The sequence below is a fragment of the Limnobacter sp. UBA3528 genome (genome assembly GCF_002377005.1).
Classification (GTDB): Bacteria; Pseudomonadota; Gammaproteobacteria; order Burkholderiales; family Burkholderiaceae_B; genus Limnobacter.
In genome coordinates this window covers 61,385-80,924 of the sequence record NZ_DFOZ01000030.1, presented here as the reverse complement: position 1 = coordinate 80,924, position 19,540 = coordinate 61,385, and the positions used below count along the sequence as shown (strand labels likewise).

14 protein-coding genes and 1 pseudogene are annotated in these 19,540 nt (G+C 54.1%); 9 read left to right on the top strand and 6 right to left on the bottom strand.

Going from position 1 to position 19,540, the window contains the following annotated elements; all coding sequences use genetic code 11:
• Positions 1 to 5: 5 nt before the first annotated feature.
• A complete protein-coding gene (locus tag B4N58_RS08520; RefSeq protein WP_008248296.1) occupies positions 6 to 1,268 on the bottom strand; it encodes an efflux RND transporter periplasmic adaptor subunit in 1,263 nt (420 codons plus the stop codon).
• 121 nt (positions 1,269 to 1,389) lie between these two features.
• On the opposite strand from B4N58_RS08520, the gene B4N58_RS08515 reads away from it, so the two are divergent.
• Positions 1,390 to 2,010: a TetR family transcriptional regulator gene (locus tag B4N58_RS08515; RefSeq protein ID WP_008248298.1), complete on the top strand. Its 621-nt coding sequence runs from the start codon at positions 1,390 to 1,392 to the stop codon at positions 2,008 to 2,010.
• Positions 2,011 to 2,020: 10 nt separating this feature from the next.
• Here B4N58_RS08515 and B4N58_RS08510 read toward each other — a convergent pair whose 3' ends face one another.
• Positions 2,021 to 2,710 (bottom strand): SDR family NAD(P)-dependent oxidoreductase, encoded by a 690-nt coding sequence (locus B4N58_RS08510; protein WP_291748147.1) that lies wholly within the window; start codon positions 2,708 to 2,710, stop codon positions 2,021 to 2,023.
• A 172-nt stretch (positions 2,711 to 2,882) separates the two neighbouring features.
• On the opposite strand from B4N58_RS08510, the gene B4N58_RS08505 reads away from it, so the two are divergent.
• The 8 genes from B4N58_RS08505 (at position 2,883) to B4N58_RS08470 (ending at position 13,824) form a co-directional block, all read left to right on the top strand.
• Positions 2,883 to 3,512: a hypothetical protein gene (locus tag B4N58_RS08505; RefSeq protein ID WP_291748145.1), complete on the top strand. Its 630-nt coding sequence runs from the start codon at positions 2,883 to 2,885 to the stop codon at positions 3,510 to 3,512.
• A gap of 106 nt (positions 3,513 to 3,618) precedes the next feature.
• The gene (locus B4N58_RS08500; RefSeq protein WP_040512328.1) at positions 3,619 to 4,527 is read left to right on the top strand and encodes an SDR family oxidoreductase; all 909 of its coding nucleotides are present in this window, start codon (positions 3,619 to 3,621) and stop codon (positions 4,525 to 4,527) included.
• A 101-nt stretch (positions 4,528 to 4,628) separates the two neighbouring features.
• The gene (locus B4N58_RS08495; protein ID WP_008248305.1) at positions 4,629 to 6,257 is read left to right on the top strand and encodes an acyl-CoA carboxylase subunit beta; all 1,629 of its coding nucleotides are present in this window, start codon (positions 4,629 to 4,631) and stop codon (positions 6,255 to 6,257) included.
• Between the two features lie 33 nt (positions 6,258 to 6,290).
• Positions 6,291 to 7,454, top strand: coding sequence for an acyl-CoA dehydrogenase family protein (locus B4N58_RS08490; protein ID WP_291748140.1), 1,164 nt, complete (start codon positions 6,291 to 6,293; stop codon positions 7,452 to 7,454).
• On the top strand, positions 7,447 to 9,435 hold the full coding sequence (locus tag B4N58_RS08485) for an acetyl/propionyl/methylcrotonyl-CoA carboxylase subunit alpha (RefSeq protein ID WP_291748138.1): 1,989 nt from the start codon (positions 7,447 to 7,449) through the stop codon (positions 9,433 to 9,435). Before B4N58_RS08490 ends, B4N58_RS08485 begins: the two co-directional genes overlap by 8 nt.
• Positions 9,436 to 9,476: 41 nt before the next feature.
• Positions 9,477 to 10,607, top strand: coding sequence for an acyl-CoA dehydrogenase family protein (locus B4N58_RS08480; RefSeq protein ID WP_291748135.1), 1,131 nt, complete (start codon positions 9,477 to 9,479; stop codon positions 10,605 to 10,607).
• A 252-nt stretch (positions 10,608 to 10,859) separates the two neighbouring features.
• Positions 10,860 to 12,545, top strand: a complete 1,686-nt coding sequence (locus tag B4N58_RS08475) for a hypothetical protein (RefSeq protein ID WP_291748132.1) — start codon at positions 10,860 to 10,862, stop codon at positions 12,543 to 12,545.
• A gap of 565 nt (positions 12,546 to 13,110) precedes the next feature.
• Positions 13,111 to 13,824, top strand: coding sequence for a hypothetical protein (locus B4N58_RS08470; protein WP_291748129.1), 714 nt, complete (start codon positions 13,111 to 13,113; stop codon positions 13,822 to 13,824).
• On the opposite strand, the gene B4N58_RS08465 is transcribed toward B4N58_RS08470, so the two are convergent.
• The 4 genes and pseudogenes from B4N58_RS08465 to B4N58_RS08450 all read right to left on the bottom strand — a co-directional run bounded on the left by B4N58_RS08465 (position 13,738) and on the right by B4N58_RS08450 (position 19,537).
• Positions 13,738 to 14,148: an FHIPEP family type III secretion protein gene (locus B4N58_RS08465; protein ID WP_291748126.1), complete on the bottom strand. Its 411-nt coding sequence runs from the start codon at positions 14,146 to 14,148 to the stop codon at positions 13,738 to 13,740. The genes B4N58_RS08470 and B4N58_RS08465 overlap by 87 nt on opposite strands.
• Positions 14,149 to 14,167: 19 nt before the next feature.
• Positions 14,168 to 14,965, bottom strand: a pseudogene (locus B4N58_RS08460) (FHIPEP family type III secretion protein); the annotation flags it as partial.
• A gap of 157 nt (positions 14,966 to 15,122) precedes the next feature.
• Positions 15,123 to 18,917, bottom strand: a complete 3,795-nt coding sequence (gene metH, locus B4N58_RS08455; protein WP_291748119.1) for a methionine synthase — start codon at positions 18,915 to 18,917, stop codon at positions 15,123 to 15,125.
• 95 nt (positions 18,918 to 19,012) lie between these two features.
• On the bottom strand, positions 19,013 to 19,537 hold the full coding sequence (locus tag B4N58_RS08450) for a YgjV family protein (protein ID WP_291748117.1): 525 nt from the start codon (positions 19,535 to 19,537) through the stop codon (positions 19,013 to 19,015).
• Between the last annotated feature and the right edge of the window lie 3 nt (positions 19,538 to 19,540).

Below are 19,540 nucleotides of genomic sequence, written 5' to 3'. Positions count from 1 at the left end.
ACCCCTTATTGCTTCTGCTCAGTGGCTGCAGGTGCTGCGGCCTCGGCTGCTGCAGGCTGCGCATCGGCACCTGCAATCACGGGTTGTACGGGTGTTCCGGGCGGGGCTTTCATGAAACCATCGGTCATCACTTTGTCACCAGCAACCAGTCCATCGGTCACGACCCACTGATCACCTTTCCACTGGGCAACCTGAACGGGGCGCGGCGCCACTGTATTCTCCGGGCTGACTGTCATTACGACCTTGCCGCCTTCCGGGTTCTCAAGCACGGCACGTTGTGGCAACAACACGGCATTTTTTTGCACCGCACCGCTAACACGCACACGCACAAATTGCCCTGGGCTTAACACTTCCTTGTCGTTGGCCAACACAGCACGCGCATCCACCGTGCCGGTGGCCGGGTTCACACGTACGTCCTGGAATCCCAACTTGGCTTTCAAACCCATGGGCTTGCCATCGGCACCCAGCACCTCAACCACCAAATCACCATTGCTCAAGGAAACCGCACCACTTGCAATGCCTTTGCGCAATTGCTCATGGTCTTTTTCAGGAATGCCAAAGTTCACATACACCTGGTCAATCTGGGTAACCGTGGTCAACAATTCAGAAGGACCGGATACAAAACTGCCCTCAGAGTAAAGCGAGCGGCTTGCAAAGCCATTGACTGGCGATTCCACCCGTGCATACTCCAGATTCAGGCGAGCTGTGCGAACCGCAGCGCTGGCTACCTGCAGGTCAGCTTTGGCCACCTCAAATGCCGATTGCGCGTTGTCCAATTCAGACTGTGACACCGCTTTACTATCAGCCAATGGCATTACCCGTTTGTAATCACGTTCAGCTTGAGCGGCGCGAACCCTGGCAGCATTTTCATCAGCCAAGGCACGGGCCAAAGCGGTTTGGTAGGGTGCGTTGTCCAGGCTGTACAAAGATTGGCCTTTCTTCACTCGGCCACCTTCTTCAAACTGGCGGCGCTCGATAATACCGGCCACACGGGCTCGAATTTCAACCTCGCGCAGGCCGGCGATTTGAGCTGGATATTCGTAGGTCAGTTCCAGCGGTTCGGTTTTCACCTCAACCACCGGAACAGGTGCAGCCTGGCCGGCACCGGGACCACCGGGGGCCTGGGCATCGGCGCCCTGGCCACAGCCCAGCAACAAGGCGCTGGACAAAACAGTCACCAGCAGCGCGGGCAGAAGGGTGGCTCCTGCAAATGCGCGGCTGTAGGGGGAAGCTTGGGTTTGCTTTGATTTCAATGAGTTGCTGTGCATGATATGTGCCCTGTTATATCCTTGTGGGAATTTTTCGGGTTGATTTAATGACCGAGAAGTCAGATAATACATACATACATGAGTGTATGTAAATAATTTTTTCAATTTGGCGTAGACGATTGTGGTAAGAAAAACGAAGGAAGAAGCGCAGGAAACCCGCAACCTAATTCTCGATACGGCCGAAGCCGTGTTCTCGGAAAAAGGGGTATCGAGGACCACGCTGAACGACATTGCCAAAGCCGCAGATTTAACGCGGGGGGCCATTTATTGGCATTTCAAGAACAAAGCCGACCTGTTTGACGCCATGTTACAACGCGTAATATTACCGATGGATGAATTCATCGCCACGCCCGACCTGCACCCAGAACAACAACCACTGGCCTACCTGCGTACCCGCTCAATGCATGTGGTGCGCACCTTGGCAGAAGACCCCCGCACACAGCGGGTTTTTGACATCGTGATGCACAAAGCGGAAATGGTCGACGACATGTTGCCTATTCGCGACCGCCATTTGGAAGCGATTCAAGGCTGCATTCAAACCATTGAAACAGACTTTCAGGCCGCTATCGACAAAGGCGAATTGCCAGCAAATACCAACGCCCGCCAGGCAGCGATTGGTTTGCATGCCTTGATTGACGGGCTTTTCGCCAACTTTGTACTTAGCCCGAATCTGTTTGATTTGATGGAACAGGCTGAATTCACGATCGACAATTACCTCAATGGCATGGCCAGTAGGAAGTAACAGATCTTGTTTACACCCTGCCTGTGACCGGAATGCCGGCTCCATTGATATCTCGGGCGGCATCTGAGAGCAAAAATGCAATAACCCCTGCCAAAGAGTCAGGGCTGACCCAATCAGCAGGATCAGCGTCGGGCATGGCTTCGCGATTGGCGGGCGTGTCCAGAATACTGGGCAAAACTGCATTGGCGCGAATGCCCAAATGTTTGTTCTCCGCAGCAAGCGCCTCTGTCAAACGCAGCACTGCCGATTTGGCTGCTGCATAAGCGCCCATGCCATCAGCTGCTTTGCTGGCTGCGGCAGCACCAATGTTGACAATCAAACCACCTTGCTGATCTTGAAACTGGGGCAGTATGGCCTGGCACATGTTCACCGAGGTCTGCACATTCATGGCGTACTGCGTATTCCAGGTATCAAGACTGCTTTCGGCCTGACGTTCCCACACAAAACCGCCTGCAATATTCACGACCGCATCAATTTGGCCGAAATATTCCCAGGCCTGATTAACCACCTCCTGAGCATGCTCAGGCAAGGTCAGGTCGACATTGCCAATAGACACCGCATCGCTTTCACCTTCCCAATCGGGCTGATGCAAGTCAATCAACAAAAGCCGGTAACCCAAACTGCCCAAATGGGTGGCCACGGCTTGCCCCAAATTGCCTGCTGCACCCGTAATAATCGCGACTGGATTGCTGTTGCTCATGAAAATCGACTCCCGCGTTGAATGATTGATTGCCTGCATTTTGACACGGACGCTGCCCTTTCACGCCCCCACCCCCTTTGAATACCCCCTTTAAGGGCAACGCATTGGTGCAATGCTGAACCCACCCAAACCTGCCGTTCACAAGACATCACCGGAATTCTTGGAGCATGTCATGTGGAACGGTCTATTTTTTGGTTTGGTCAGTCTGTTTACACCGCAGGCCAGCCTGCCCGACACTGCCGCCATGAAGGTGGAAATCGAGCAATTCGCCCAGGTTTATAGCATCGACACGCAGCGTATTCATGTACGCGAGAGCACCATGAACAATCCTTCGCCGTTTTTGACAAACAGCGGCATCAAAGCCTGCGTGCTGCACGTTAACCAACATGCCGATGCCAAGCGAGTGTGGTCCCACTTCCTCGACTCAGGCCATGAAGGTGCCGAACCCGCATTTCTTGCCTTTACCTCGGCCCATGAATTGACGCACTGCCTGATGTCCGAAAAGGGAAAACGAGTGACTGCCAAGCAGGCCTTGCAAGAACACCTGGGAATTCAATTCAAAAACAACGTGCACTTCGAAGAAACACTGGCCGACCTGGTTGGCCTGGCCTATGTGCAAAAAGTGATGCCTGAGTACTTTGAGGTGGTCTACCGTCGCGTGAAATCCATTCGAACCGACTTCTCAAACCGCGATCCAGAGCACGACAGTTCACGCGCCTTGAACACACACACCATTGCCTTCGCAGATCAAATGTTCAGCAAATCCGACACGATCCGCTTGGCTGATGCCGGGAGCCGGTAAAAAAACACCCTTGAATTGGATCCTGTGAAAGCACGATCTCAAAAAGCATGGTTAAATTCAAACGATCGTTTGAATAATCAAATTGCACAATTCACAGGTGACCCTTTTGAACAGCTTCCAATCCGTGTTTCGCCCCAATCTTTTTGCAGGTCAAACCGTACTGGTCACCGGTGGTGGTTCAGGCATTGGCCGCTGTACCGCGCATGAACTGGCCAGCCTGGGCGCTGATCTGGCTTTGGTCGGTCGAAAAATGGAAAAGCTTGAAGCTGTGAAAGCGGAAATCGAGCAAACCTGCACAGTCAAAATTTCTTTGCACAGCTGCGACATTCGTGAAGAAGAGCGCGTGAAGGAAACTGTGGCCGATGTGTTGGCAATACACGGCAAAATCAATCACCTCATCAACAATGCAGGTGGGCAATTCCCCTCACCTTTGAACATGATCAGCGGCAAAGGCTTCGAGACCGTGGTGCGCAATAACCTCACCGGTGGGTTTCTCATGGCCCGTGAAGTGTTTAACCAATACATGATGTTGCACCTGGGTGAATCTGACATGTCCATCACCAACATCATCGCAGACATGTGGAACGGCATGCCTGGCATGGGCCACTCAGGTGCCGCGCGGGCCGGCATGTTGAACTTCTCGGAAACAGCATCCAATGAATGGGCGCCCGTGCGCGTGAATGCAGTTGCCCCCGGCTTCATTGCATCAAGCGGTATGGACACCTACCCCGAACCCATGAAGCAAACCATCATGCAGCTGGACAAAACCATCCCACTGCAACGGCTGGGGCTGGAAGCCGAAGTGTCAGGCGCATTGGTATTCTTGTGCAGCCCTGCAGCCTCATTCATCTCGGGTTCGTGTGTTCGGATCGACGGTGCAGCACCCAATGCACGGCGTATTTGGCAAGTGGGCACCGGCAAAGCCAACCCGGCTTTCAACAGCTTTCACTTGGGTGGCGTGCCCGAAGTGATCCAGCGCCGCGACGCCGCGCGCGCAGCGGCCAGCAAGAAATAAGCAAACATTTAAGGCTTGACACACCCAAGCCTCACCCTCAAAATCAAACAAACGTTTGATTTTTTACCAACCCATTTGCTTACCGGTAAAGCCACGCACCAATGCCTATTTTAGAGAGTCTCGTTTCCGCAAATTCCGCTGAGTTTGAACTCAACAAAGCCAATATGGAAGCGGCCTTGCATGAATTGCGATCGCTGGAGCAGCGCACCCGTGATGCCTCGGCCAAGGCCGCGCCATCGTTTGCAAAGCGCGGTCAGTTATTGCCTCGCGACCGGGTCGCACTGCTGCTTGACTCTGGCTCCCCGTTTCTGGAACTCAGCACACTGGCCGGTTACATGCAAGACGGCCAAAAAGCCGACAAAAGCATTCCCGGCGGCGGCATTATTGCCGGGCTGGGTTATGTGGCAAACACCTTGTGCATGGTAGTCGCCAGCGATTCAGGCATTGAGGCCGGCGCGCTTCAGGCCATGGGCATTGAGAAAATGCAACGTGCGCAAGACATTGCCTTGGAAAACAAACTTCCCTTCATCAACCTGGGTGAATCGGCAGGCGCAAACCTGCTGAAGTACAAAGTCGAACACTTCATTCTGGGCGGCGGTAACTTTTATCGTTTGGCCAAACTCAGCGCAGCTGGCCTGCCTGTGGTCAATGTACTGCACGGCTCATCCACAGCCGGTGGCGCCTACATTCCGGGCTTAAGCGATGTCGTCATTATGGTGCGCGAACGCGCGCGCGCATTTCTGGCAGGCCCTCCTCTTCTGAAAGCTGCCACGGGCGAAATTGCCACCGACGAAGAACTGGGTGGTGCGGACATGCATTGCTCAGTCTCAGGCTTGGGCGACTACATCGCCGACGACGACCGACACGCCATCGCACTGGCCCGCGAAGTGATGGCAAAAATCGACTGGAACAACAGCAATCGCAATGTGATACCTACGCTGAATGCCCAAGCGCCAGCACCGCGCTACCCAGCCGAAGAACTGCTGGGTATTATGCCCGCCGATATCAAAACGCCAGTGGACATGCGTGAAGTAATCGCCCGCATCGTCGACAATTCCGACTTCCTCGAATTCAAAGCCAACTACGGCCCAGCCACGCTGTGCGGATATGCCAAGCTGATGGGTGTTTCAATCGGCATCATCAGCAATTTGGGGCCTATCGACACCGCAGGTGCCACCAAAGCCACACACTTTATTCAAAGTTGCTGCCAAACCAAAACGCCGATCATTTACCTGCAGAACACCACAGGTTACATGGTGGGCAAGGAAGCCGAGCAGGGCGGCATCATCAAGCACGGCTCGAAAATGATTCAGGCCGTAAGCAACGCCACCGTGCCACAAATCACCCTGCTATGCGGCGCAAGTTTTGGCGCTGGCAACTATGGCATGTGCGGCCGGGCATTTGGCCCCCGCTTTGTATTTGCCTGGCCCAACAGCAAAACTGCCGTGATGGGCGCAGAACAGGCTGCCGGCACCATGGCCACAGTGATGCAGGCCAGCGCAGCCCGCAAAGGCATGGAAGTGCCCGAGTTCATGCTGGAAAACATGAAAAAACAAATCATCGACACGTTTGAGTCCCAAACCAGCGCATTCCACACCAGTGGTTTGTTGCTCGACGACGGCGTGATCGACCCAAGAGACACCCGGCAGGTATTGGCGCTAGCGCTAATTGCCTGCCTGCAACAAGAGCGCAGTGTGCAACCCATGCAATTTGGCGTGGCTCGCCCCTAACGCGTGACGAGTGAATAACGAGGAGGAAGTGCAGTGAGACTAAGCCAGGAACACAAAGAACTACAACGCACCATCGAACGCTTTGTGGAGAATGAAATTAATCCACATGTGGCCACCTGGGAAAAGGAACAGATGTTTCCCGCCCATGAGTTGTTCAAAAAGATGGGTAATCTTGGCTTGCTAGGCCTGACCAAACCAGAAGAGTTTGGCGGCATGGGTTTGGACTACAGCTATTCCGTCGTAGCGGCGCAGGCTTTGGGAAAAATCCATTGTGGAGGCGTGCCCATGGCAATCGGCGTTCAGACCGACATGGCCACACCCGCTTTGGCGCGGTTCGGCAGCGACGAACTGCGTCGTGAATTTCTGGCTCCAGCCGTTGCGGGCGACATGGTCGCCTGTATTGGTGTTTCAGAACCTGGTGCAGGATCTGATGTAGCCGGCGTAAAAACCACCGCCAAAAAAGATGGTGGCGATTACATCATCAACGGCAGCAAAATGTGGATTACCAACAGTTTGCAAGCCGACTGGATTTGCCTGTTGGCCAACACCAGCGAAGGCAAGCCCCATCAGAACAAATCACTGATCATCGTACCGATGAAAACACCGGGCATTACGATTGAGAAGAAGATTCACAAAATCGGCATGTGGGCATCCGACACTGGTCTTATTCACTTTGACAATGTGCGTGTACCCCAGCGCAACTTGATTGGTATGGAAGGCGCAGGCTTCATGTACCAAATGATCCAGTTTCAGGAAGAGCGCCTTTGGGGTGCCGCCAACAGCATCGAAGGCATGATGCATGTGCTGAACGAAACCATCAACTACACCCGCCAACGCAACTTGTTCGGCAGCACCGTGCTCGATCAGCAAGTGGTGCATTTCACATTGGCTGAACTGAAAACTGAAATTGAAGCGCTGCGTGCCTTGGTGTGGCAGGCCACCGAAGAATACGTAGCGGGTGGTGAAGTCACCGAGCTGGCCAGCATGTGCAAACTGAAAAGTGGTCGCTTGGTGCGCGAAGTCGCTGACAAGTGTCTGCAGTTCTGGGGCGGCATGGGTTTTACCTGGGAAAACCCGGCTTCGCAGCTGTATCGCGATGGTCGACTGATTTCGATTGGTGGCGGTGCAGACGAAGTCATGTTGGGCATCATCTGCAAGTTCATGGGTATTTTGCCGGGCAAGAAAAAGAATGCCTAGGATCAAAAAACTGCTCATTGCCAATCGTAATGAAATCGCACGCAGAATATTGCGTGCAGCCAAACCCATGGGCATCGCCACAGTCGCTGTCTATTCCGAGGCCGACGAAAAAGCCATGCACGTGCAAGAAGCTGACGAGGCCTATTGCATTGGCCCGGCGCCCTCGCTTGAATCGTATTTGCGCATCGACAAACTGATAGAGACAGCGCTGAAAGCCGGGGCAGATGCCATTCACCCTGGCTACGGTTTTGTATCGGAAAGCCCGGCTTTTGCGCAGGCCTGTGCGCAAGCAGGAATCACACTGGTGGGCCCCACACCGCAAGCCATTGCCGACATGGCCGACAAAGCCTGTGCAAAAGAAATTGCCCAGCAGGCTGGCTTGCCGTGTATTCCAGGCTTCAGCGAGCCCAACGCAAGCGTAAGCGACCTGATGGCTGCAGCGCAGCGCATTGGCTACCCGGTCATGATCAAGGCACTGGCAGGTGGCGGTGGTCGCGGTATGCGTTTGGTGATGAATGAATCCGAATTCGCATCGCAACTGCACTCCGCACAGCTGGAGGCGAAAAATGCCTTCAACGACGATCGGGTCATGCTTGAGAAAGCAATCATCAATCCGCGTCACATTGAAATTCAGGTGCTGGCAGATACCCACGGCCACGCCGTTCACTTGGGTGAGCGTGATTGCTCCGTGCAACGCCGGCATCAGAAAATTGTTGAAGAAGCGCCCAGCCCTGCAGTGAGTGCAGAACTGCGCGCACGCATGGGTGAAGCCGCATTAAAACTGGTGCGTGCCACCAGTTATGTTGGCGCCGGTACAGTCGAGTTTTTGCTCGACGCAAACGGCGATTTTTATTTCATTGAAATGAACACGCGCCTGCAGGTAGAGCATGGTGTGACCGAAGCCATTACTGGAATTGATCTGGTGCAATGGCAACTGCGCATTGCATCGGGCGAACACCTGACACTTCAACAAGACAACATCACATTCTTTGGCCACGCGATTCAAGGCCGCCTGTGTGCTGAAGACCCAGCCCGCGATTTCATGCCGCAAACAGGGCCAGTGCTCGCCTGGAGGCCCGACGAAAACAGCCGCTGCGACCATGCCCTGCAAGAGGGCGGCGAAGTCAGCCCCTGGTACGACAGCTTGCTGGCCAAGGTCATTGTGCATGGCGAGAACCGCCTGGCTGCCTGCGAAAAGCTGGCCGACTCGCTGAAACGAACCGTACTCATCGGCTTTGAACACAACGCACTTTATTTGCAACGCATCGCCAGCCACCCTGTTTTTCAGGGCGGCGATTTTGGCACCGGTTTTTTGGCCCAACACGCCGATGAATTACTCAAACCCCAACACTTCATGGCCGAATGTGCAGTGGCGGCCGTATTCCTGGCGTATGCCCAGCAGCAAAACCACGCCGCCTGGCCAACACCTTTGACAGGTTTTTCAAGCACACGCGCGTTGCCACGGCCCTTGAAACTCAAGGTGCAGGGCAAGTCCCTGAATTTGAAAGTCAGCAGCAACAACAATAGTTATGAGGTCGATGGGCTTGGTGATGAAGCAGTAGTGCTCGAACACTGGCAGTGCATGACGACGCAGCAAGGCAGTGTCACCATTCAATCCATGGTGAACGACCAGTCCGCGCAATACACAGTCACTCAATCCAACAGCGGTGTGTGGGTTCAACAGGGGCTCAACCCGCAAGCTCTGCATGTGGATGATGAAACCCTGCTAGGCGCCTCAGCCTTGGCAGAAGGTGTGTTTCAAGCTGTGGTCAGCAGCCCCATGAACGGCAAAGTAACCCAAGTACTGGTTCAGCCCGGCCAACAGGTTGAGGCAGGCACTGTGTTGGTGTGCCTGGAGGCCATGAAAATGGAACACCGCATCAGCGCCAAAACAGCAGCGATTGTGGAACAGGTGCACATCAAGGTGGGTGACCAGATGAAGCAGAAGCAAGCCATGGTTCAGCTAAGCCCGATTCATTAATCACAAACAATAAACAAACGCGGTTGGAGGAGACACCATCCATGGAAGATTTTTTCCGCTCGGTGGAGCGATTTGTCAACGAGCAGATCAAACCCCACATCAACGACTGGGACGAAGCCGGGGAATTTCCGCGTGAACTCTACAAGCAGGCCGGCGATATGGGCCTGCTGGGTTTGGGATATCCTGAAGAAGTTGGCGGCTTTGAATGCACGCTGGCCGAGCGACTGCGCCTGTCCAATCTCGTGTGCTCCGCCGGCAGCGGCGGATTACTCGCGGGTTTGTTCAGCCACAACATCGGTCTGCCACCCTTGCTCAATCACGGCGGTGAAGAACTGGTGCAAATGATCGCACCCGCGGTTCTGAAAGGCGAGGCCATCAGCGCACTGGCGATCACTGAACCTTCTGGTGGATCCGACGTTGCCAACCTGAAAACCAAAGCCGACCTGTTTCAAAAAGACGGCGTACCCCACTACCGCATCAACGGTGAAAAGGTGTTCATCACCAGCGGTGTTCGTGCCGATTGGCTGACCGTGGCAGTGCGCACCGGCGAACCCGGTGCCCGCGGCATCTCGGTGCTTATGGTGCCTGGCAATGCCAAAGGCCTGACACGCAGCCCGCTTAAAAAAACCGGTTGGTGGATGAGCGACACCGCCAGCATTTATTTCGACAATGTGGAAGTCCCGGCAAGTTACCTGGTCGGCAAGGAAGGCAAAGGTTTTCGCATCATCATGGAAAACTTCAACACCGAACGCCTCATGCTGGCAGGCGCCTGCGTCGGCTTTTCACGCGTGTGCCTGAACGAAGCACTGGACTGGGCCCAAAACCGCCAAACCTTCGGCAAGCGCCTGATCGAGCATCAGGTGATCGCCCACAAACTGGCCGACATGCGCATGAAGATTCGGGCCACCGAGGCCTGGTTCGACGAAACCATTGCACGTATCGACCAAGGCGACATCAATGAAGAACTGGTGGCCGACATTTGCCTGCTGAAAAACCAGTCCACCCAAACATTGCAACACTGTGCCAATGAAGCGGTTCAAATTCTGGGGGGCATGGGTTTTATGCGGGGAAGCTCAACCGAACGCATCTACCGCGAGGTCAAAGTAATGTGCATTGGTGGCGGAGCAGAAGAAATCATGAAAGAACTGGCCATACGGCAACTGGCATGGTGATGCAAATTACCCCCCGAAAGAGTTACACTAATTGGCTGAATTAGAAAAATTAGATTCGATCGGCGTTCCCCCGAGAGGTCTTTACATGCGACAAGTCAGGATTTGTAAGTACAACACCTACAAATAATGTTAAACATTGTTAATTATTAGGAAATATTCACATCCATTTCCTGATTGCGGCCAGTAAAACTCTCACAAGGCGAAATTTTTGCCGAACTTTTAAATAAACACACCATTGTCGGAGAATGCACTGTGGCTAATATCACTGGAATTATCAAAAGCGTGTTGGGAGAGGTTTCTGTAACCCGTCCCGACGGTGAACAAGTCCTTCTGAAAGAAGGCGACATTATTTCTGCTGGTGACACCGTCACCACCAGTGCCGAAGGCTCTGCCTACATCGAATTCCCCGGCGCGGATGGTCAACAGGCCACCGAAGGTATTCTGCAATCCAATGCTGTAGCCACATTGAAAGAAGGCGAAAACGGCGCTGAATTTGAAGTGGCCGAAGGCGAATTCGAATTGCTGACCGAAGGCGAAACCGTTGCAGTGACGGGTGCAGGCGGCATGTTTGGTTTGTTCGGTGCAGGCTTGGCAGCTGGTGGCTTGGCCGGTCCATTGGCCGCTGCCGCTGGTGCAGCATTTGTACTGGGCAGCGATGACAGCGACGGCGGATCAGGCGGTGGTTCTTCAGGTGGCGGTTCAGGCGAAGCAGCCGCAGGTGCACTTGAGCCAGTCACCGATGCCGCCGGCCCAGCCTCCCCTGCACTTGAAGAAACCCTCGATGCCCTGTCACCTGTAACCACGGTGGTTGATGCCCCCGTGGGTGCCCTTGCACCTGTGACTGAAGCACTTGACCCAGTTCTGGAAGAAACAGCGCCAATCACGGATGCATTGGAACCAGCACTGACACCAGTCAACGACACCTTGAGCGATGCACTGACCGGTTTGGCACCAGTAACCGACTCTCTGGATCAAAACGTAACTCCAATTACAGAAGCCGTTGAAGAAGCTCTGTCACCGGTGGTTGACGTATTGGCTGGCAATGAAGACGGTTTGGTAACAGCAGCGGCCGACACATTGCCAGTTAACCTGCGCGTGGTTGCCGAGCAACTGGGTGGTGGTCTGAGCATGGTTTCTCCACAGCTTGCAGATGGCGTGGCTCAAGTGGTTGGTCAACTCGACCCCGTGCTTGCCCCCCTGAATGACGGCTTGACTCAAGGTTTTGATGCAGCAGCCCCATTGTTTGATGGCCTGGCCACGGCAACCGACGCACTACCGATGGTTTCTCAGCCCCTGGCTGATGGCCTGAACCAGGCTTTCGACGCACTCACCCCAGTTACCGATCCTTTGATCGCAGCTTTGTCAGGTGGCTTGCCACTGCCAGGCGGTGACGGTGGCGGTGCAGCCGGCCCCACAGGCACACCTTTGGATGCGGTATTGGGCCCTGTGACTGACGCCCTGGGTGGCGCTGGCGGCGGCGGTTTGCCAAGCTTCCCAGAAACAGGCACACCACTCGACCAAGTTACAGCCCTGCTCGACCCAGCCATTCTGACGGACGCCTTAGCAGGTGCGGGTGGTGGTGGCGGCTTGCCTGGTTTGCCCAGCACTGGCACACCGCTGGACATGGTCACTGAATTGCTCGACCCAGCCATTCTGACCGACGCCTTGGCAGGTGCGGGTGGTGGTGGCGGCTTGCCCGGCATCCCAGAAACCGGCACACCGCTGGACATGGTTACTTCCCTACTGGACCCAAGTGTTCTGACCGACCTGGCAGCAGGCGGTGGTGCAGGTGGTGGCTTGCCAAGCTTCCCATCCACAGGCACGCCTCTGGATTCATTGACAAGCTTGCTGGACCCCTCCAGCCTGCCAATCTCCTCTGGCGCAAGCCCTCTGGATGCATTGACCAGTGCGCTGCCTACAGACAGCCTGCCCATCTAAGCTTTGTAGTATTGCCTGGGGCTCCGACCCCCAGGCAAAGTGAAAAGGCACCCTTCGGGGTGCCTTTTTGCATTTTTACACCACTTAGATAAGTTGAACTTTCCTTGGGGATTAACCACGCAAAAAGACAATCAGGACATTCATCATGCCAGCTTCAATAGGCTCAAATCAGCTTCAATCAAACAGCCAACGACCAAGTACCCAGCCAATAGAAAATACGACGGACTCCAAAACACAGGCGCTCGGTCGAAAATCGGCCATGGTCATGGCCACCACGGGGCTTGCCATTGCCGCCTTGGGAGCAGGGATATGTTTTACACCTGCTGCACCCACAGGCCCATTAATAATTGCGCTTGGCCTCGCATTAATGATCGCCGGAAGCATAGTGTACAAATCGCCTGCCTCTGCCGTTGCCAACACCAACCCATTCAATGGGCTAAACAACAATACATTCGTTCCGCCTTCCCACTACTACGACAACTGCGAACACTCATCCCCGGACAACAACCACAATAACTGCTAGCTCCGCAACAAATGGAACTTTGCCCCTTGGGCGGAAACCTAGATGGGCAGGTATGCAAGCCTGATTGACAACGGCGCAAGTAAGCCACTGACAGAAACCTTGGCCGAATACATGATCGCGGCGCTTGAGCAAACCCGAGATGTCATCGGCAGTTACCTGGTCGGCCTCGAGGGCGCGGAACGCGCCAAGGTTGAAAAGGTCAAGCAACAAATTGAAGACTATCTCGAGCAATTGCGAAAAGCCAAAGCGATGAGTGGATTGGCCAAGTTTTTCAAAGCACTCGGTGCATTGGGTGTGGCATTGGCAATGATCACAGCAATCTTGATTCCAACGCCAATGACCATCGCGATTCTTGTGGTGACCTTGGTCATGTTTCTAGAGCCCTTGATCAGCGAAGCAGCTGGCTCTGAGTCCTTCATTGAAAAAGGGATGGGTGCAATGTTGGAAGCGTTAAGCGACGCTTTGGGACCGATCGGCGCCATTGTGGTCGGCACCTTGTTGATGATCGCGATTGTTGTAGTTTGTACAGCCTTGATGGCGGGTGGCCTGTCAGCCATGTCGTCAAGCGCTTCAGCGGGCGTACAAGCAGCCAGGGAGTTTGCATCGTCCCTTCCAGCCTACATCGCAAAAATGTTGACTGGCTCACTCACCGAGGCCCAAACAATAGCGCTAACCCGCTTTCTTGAATATGCGCAGTCCGCAACCTGTCGCCGGAATAACCATGGGGTCTCGCTCGCGTTGCCCCCATTCAATTAATGAATTCAAAATTGAACGCATGTTTTTGATTGAAACTGATTCGCCAAGCAAGCGTTGCAACACCTCCACCACTTTGGTAACGGGCAGCACGCGCTCAAGCTCCTTGAGTTGCTCCGTGTACTTGTCACCCAGAGTGGTCATATGTCGTTGATACTCATTCAAGGTGAATAGCTGGTCGACCTTCTGGACCAACAACGCTTCGATTTGTGTCACCAATCTTGTTTCGAATGTCAGGTATTCCAGCTTGTGCTGATCGAGAAGTGTTTTCTGAAGGGGGTCGCACAGCATGTCGTATTTGCCGGTAACAACATCTTTCTCAAGCACGAATTCAATACCGGGCAGCTTCGCCTTTGGTAACGCGCGTTACAATCAAACCAGCCGCGATGGAAACCATCAACGATGGAATGATCGCGACTAGTCCGTCGCCTACTGACAAAATGGTGTATACCGACCCCGCCTCAGAAAAGGACATTCCCTTCTGCATCATGCCGACCGTTAAACCACCAAGCAAGTTAACCACCGTGATAACAAGCCCGGCAATTGCATCGTTTTTTACAAACTTGATCGCACCGTCCATTGCACCAAATAATTGCGACTCTTTTTCAAGGTCGGAACGGCGTTGTTTCGCAACGGCTTGAGTAATTAACCCGGCACGGAGATCGCTGTCGATGGACATTTGCTTTCCAGGCATGCCGTCGAGTGAGAAACGCGCGGCCACTTCAGCTACACGCTCGGAACCCTTGGTAATCACCAGAAAATTAACAACCGAAATAATGAGGAAAATCGTTAAACCAACGGCCACATTGCCGCCCACGACGAACTCACCGAAGGTTTGAACAATATGTCCGGCATCACCCTCTAGTAAAATTTGTCGTGTCGTGGATATGGTGAGAGACAACCGAAATAAGGTTGTCATCAAAAGAAGCGCAGGAAATGAAGAAAATGCCAGCGGGGTTTCAATGAGTACGGCGCTGATTACAAGCACGACCGACACAGAAATATTGATGGCCAGGAGTACATCGAGAATGCCCGGACCCATGGGGATCACCATCATGACGATCATGAGGATGATAAGAGATGCACCAACCACCTCGGACCGTGCAGAAGCCAGCCTTGCAAACCTGTTTAACACTTCGATCATCGCGAGTCCTCAGCCAACAAACCTTGAATTCGGTTTTCTAGTGCTTACTAGGTGGCGTTGAAACTCAACAAAGTTCGTCTTTTCTGGACAAAAATTGCGATGAATCGATTTCGACTACACAGCGCCGGGTGGGGCGACGCTGTGGATGCGCGACATGTCAGGTCAGGTTGGTGCTCAGTGCCCTTCTCAAATCCTCTTCACTGCGACCCGAATAGTCGAGCAAGGCCTTGAACTGGTCTTGCCCAACTGGGCCAACATTGAAGTAATCACTTTCAGGGTTGGCAAAGTAGAAACCTGACACACTGGCAGCCGGGTTCATGGCCAGGCTTTCGGTCAGGGTCATGCCGATTTCTTCACACTGCATCACCTCAAACATGTTTCGCTTGATGGTGTGTTCCGGACAGGCGGGGTAACCCGGTGCCGGGCGAATGCCTTGATACTTCTCGGCAATCAGTTCCTCGTTGCTTAAAGTTTCGTCGGCCACATAGCCCCACAGGTCTTTGCGAACCCGTTGGTGCAAGCATTCAGCAAAGGCCTCTGCCATACGGTCGGCGATCGCTTTGAACATGATGCTGCTGTAGTCGTCGTGTGCGGCCTGGAATTCCTTCTCTTTCTTTTCTACACCCAAACCTGCGGTGACCGCGAACATGCCGATGTAGTCCGCACCCGCGCCTTTGGGTGCGATGAAATCGGCCAGTGATTTGTTGGCGATGCCTTCACGTTTTTCACCCTGTTGGCGCAAAGGGCTGTAGGTGAACAGCACTTGGCTGCGGCTTTCGTCGGCATACACTTCGATGTGATCGTCACTCACCGTGTTGGCGGGGTAGAAGGCCACCGCCGCATTGGCTTGCAGCCAACGGCCTTCAATACACTTTTTCAGCATGGCTTGACCGTCTTCGAATACTTTGCGGGCGGCTTCACCCACAAGCTCGTCTTCCAGCACGCGAGGGTAACCGCCGTGCAGGTCCCAGGTTTGGAAAAACGGGGTCCAGTCGATGTACTGGGCGATATCGGCCAAATCGTAATTCTTGAAGTAGCGCTTGCCAATGAACTTTGGCTTGGGCGGCGTGTAATTTGCCCAGTCAATTTTCTGTTTGTTGGCGCGCGCAGCTTCAATGCTGATCAGCGGTTGTGCTTTTTTGTTGGCATGCTGTTCGCGTACGCGTTCGTATTCGGTTTTCAGATCAGCCTTAAAAGTGTCGGCTGATTCATCAGACAACAAATTGGAAGCAACGCCCACGGAGCGGCTTGCATCTGAAACATACACAGTGGGGCCATCGTAATGCGGCGCAATTTTCACGGCAGTGTGCACGCGGCTGGTGGTGGCACCACCAATCAGCAGCGGAATACCACGGTCGCGGAAATAGGGATCGCGTTGCATCTCGCTGGCGACATAAGCCATTTCTTCAAGTGAAGGCGTAATGAGGCCTGACAAGCCGATGATGTCGGCGTTGATTTCTTTGGCTTTGGCGAGAATTTGCTCGGCGGGCACCATCACACCCATGTTCTCAACTTCAAAGTTGTTGCACTGAAGAACAACGGTCACGATGTTTTTACCAATGTCGTGCACATCGCCTTTCACAGTGGCAATCAGAATTTTGCCTTTGGCTTTGGCATCGCCACCGGCGGCCACCAGTTGCTTTTTCTCTTCCTCGATGTAAGGAATAAGGTGCGCCACCGCCTGCTTCATGACACGGGCGCTTTTCACCACTTGCGGCAGAAACATTTTGCCAGCACCAAACAGGTCGCCGACCACATTCATGCCGTCCATCAGCGGGCCTTCAATTACGTTGATGGGGCGACCACCATTGGCTGCAATTTCAGCGCGGCATTCTTCGGTGTCTTCAACAATGAAGTTGGTGATGCCGTGTACCAGCGCATGGGCCAGGCGCTTTTGCACCGGTTGGTTGCGCCACTCCAGGTTTTCTTCCAGCTTCTTGCCACCCGCTTTCAAGGTGCCTGCGAATTCAATCATTCGCTCGGTGGCTGATTTGCCAAAGTCGGGATCGTTGGCTGGCAAATTGGGCTGACGATTCAGCACAATGTCTTCCACGCGGGCTTTCAGTTCAGGTTCCAGTTCATCGTAAACACCCATCATGCCGGCGTTCACAATGCCCATGGTCATGCCGTTTTTAATGGCGTGATACAGGAACACGGTGTGAATGGCTTCGCGAGCAGGTTCGTTGCCGCGGAAACTGAAGGACACGTTGGACACACCGCCTGAAATCTTGGCGTGTGGCAGGTTTTTCTTGATCCAGCCGGTGGCCTCGATAAAGTCGTTGCCGTAGTTGTCGTGCTCTTCAATGCCGGTGGCGATTGCGAAAATGTTCGGGTCGAAGATGATGTCTTCGGCCGGGAAGCCGACTTCGTTTACCAGAATGTTGTAAGCGCGTTCGCAAATTTCGATTTTGCGGGCGTAGGTGTCGGCCTGACCTTTTTCATCAAAGGCCATAACGATAACCGCAGCACCATAGCGCTTGCACAACTTGGCCTGGCGTTTGAATTCCTCAACGCCTTCTTTCATGGAAATGGAGTTGACCACGGCCTTGCCCTGCACGCACTTCAAGCCAGCTTCGATGACGTCCCATTTGGAGGAGTCGATCATCACCGGCACGCGTGAAATATCGGGTTCGGACGCCATGAGGTTCAGGAACTTCACCATGGCGGCTTTGGAGTCGAGCATGGCTTCGTCCATGTTCACGTCCACAATTTGCGCGCCGTTTTCGACCTGTTGACGGGCCACGCTAAGCGCCTCGTCGTACTGCTCATTCAAAATCATGCGGGCAAATGCTTTTGAACCAGTCACGTTGGTGCGCTCGCCCACGTTGATGAACAAGCTGTTGTCATCGATGTTCAGCGGTTCCAGACCCGACAAGCGGCACTTGGGTTCCACGGCGGGAATGGTGCGGGGCTTCTGGTTTTCCAGCGCCTTGGCAATGGCTGCAATGTGATCGGGCGTGGTGCCGCAGCATCCACCGGCCACATTCAAGAAACCCGCTGCTGCGAATTCCTTCACAAGGCTGGAGGTGATTTCCGGTGTTTCGTCGAAACCCGTGTCGCTCATTGGGTTGGGCAAACCAGCGTTGGGGTACACGCAAATGGGCACGTCGCAAATTTTGCTGAGTTCAGCCACGTAGGGGCGCATCAGCGAAGCACCAAGCGCGCAGTTCAAGCCAATGGTGATGGGTTTGGCATGGCGCACGGAGTTCCAGAAGGCTTCAACGGTTTGGCCTGACAACACGCGGCCAGAGGCATCGGTAACCGTGCCGGAGATCATGATGGGCAATTTGTTGCCGGAGTCTTCGAAATACTGATCGATCGCGAACAGCGCGGCCTTGGCGTTCAGCGTGTCGAAAATGGTTTCGACCAGCAGCAGGTCGACGCCGCCTTCCACCAAACCCTTGGTTTGCTGGTAATAGGTGGCGACCAGTTCATCAAAGGTGATGTTGCGTGCACCGGGGTCGTTCACGTCGGGGCTGATGGACGCGGTTTTGGGCGTGGGGCCCAAAGCGCCTGCAGCAAACCGGGGTTTGTCGGGTGTGGAGTACTTGATGCACGCTTCCTTGCACAGGCGGGCCGCTTCACGGTTCATCTCGTCGACGAGGTGTTCCATGTCGTAATCGGCCTGCGCCACGGTGGTGGCACCGAAAGTATTGGTTTCAAGAATGTCAGCGCCAGCGGCCAGGTACTGCTCATGAATTTCGGTCATGATGGCAGGCTGGGTCAGCACCAACAATTCGTTGTTGCCCTTGATGTCGCGGTGAAAATCAGCGAAACGCTCGCCCCGGTACTGGGCTTCCGTGAGTTTGTATTGCTGAATCATGGTGCCGGTTGCACCGTCCAGAATCAGGATGCGTTTTTGAAGGAGTTCACGGAGTTGGGCTTCGACTGCGGCGCCGTTGACAACAAGGCTGTTGTGCTCGGCAGGCGAAGAAGCGGGGCGCGTGTTCATCGCGGGGCCTCTATATGATGCAAGGGTTTGAAAACAGGCTGCATTTTAGCAGGGAAATGGCGTAAAGCGTTGCGAATTGGATACTTGGCTGTTGCTCAAGGCACCACAGTAGCCCCGCGCAAACGATACAAACCATACAGGTTTGCCACGTTGATCACGATCATGGTCAGGCACAGCTCCCAGGAATCGAAAAGGTAGCCATGCACGGCCCACAGGGCATTGGTGGCCAAGGTGGCTTTGCGCATGCCCACATTGCCCATCATGAACAAGGCCCAGGTACCCAGCAAGGTGGCAAACAAGGGCAAGGAACTGGCCAGCCAACCTTGCCAGGTGAACACGGCAATGGCGATGGCCAGACCACTGAACCCCAGCACCAGTACCAGGCGCAAACGCTGCCCCATGACATTGGAATAAATGGTGACGGCTTGGCGTACCCCAGTCAGCAACATGATCAAAAAGCCGGTGTGTACGCCCAACAAGTAGTACTGAAGGCCCCAAGCCATGGACGACAGCGCAAACAAGAGCTTGGTTCCGCGTTCTGAAATGACACAGAACCCCGCAATGCTCAAACCAAAAGCCACAATACCCACTGCCCGGGTTAACAAATCCGTTGAGTCCAATTC

What these genes read in the sequence shown, in the direction of transcription:
- B4N58_RS08505 (WP_291748145.1), top strand. Translation starts at nt 2,883, where the DNA reads ATGTGGAACGGTCTATTTTTTGGTTTGGTCAGTCTGTTTACACCGCAG.
- B4N58_RS08480 (WP_291748135.1), top strand. Translation starts at nt 9,477, where the DNA reads ATGGAAGATTTTTTCCGCTCGGTGGAGCGATTTGTCAACGAGCAGATC.
- B4N58_RS08520 (WP_008248296.1), bottom strand. Translation starts at nt 1,268, where the DNA reads ATGCACAGCAACTCATTGAAATCAAAGCAAACCCAAGCTTCCCCCTAC.
- B4N58_RS08510 (WP_291748147.1), bottom strand. Translation starts at nt 2,710, where the DNA reads ATGAGCAACAGCAATCCAGTCGCGATTATTACGGGTGCAGCAGGCAAT.
- B4N58_RS08495 (WP_008248305.1), top strand. Translation starts at nt 4,629, where the DNA reads ATGCCTATTTTAGAGAGTCTCGTTTCCGCAAATTCCGCTGAGTTTGAA.
- B4N58_RS08485 (WP_291748138.1), top strand. Translation starts at nt 7,447, where the DNA reads ATGCCTAGGATCAAAAAACTGCTCATTGCCAATCGTAATGAAATCGCA.
- metH (WP_291748119.1), bottom strand. Translation starts at nt 18,917, where the DNA reads ATGAACACGCGCCCCGCTTCTTCGCCTGCCGAGCACAACAGCCTTGTT.
- B4N58_RS08470 (WP_291748129.1), top strand. Translation starts at nt 13,111, where the DNA reads ATGGGCAGGTATGCAAGCCTGATTGACAACGGCGCAAGTAAGCCACTG.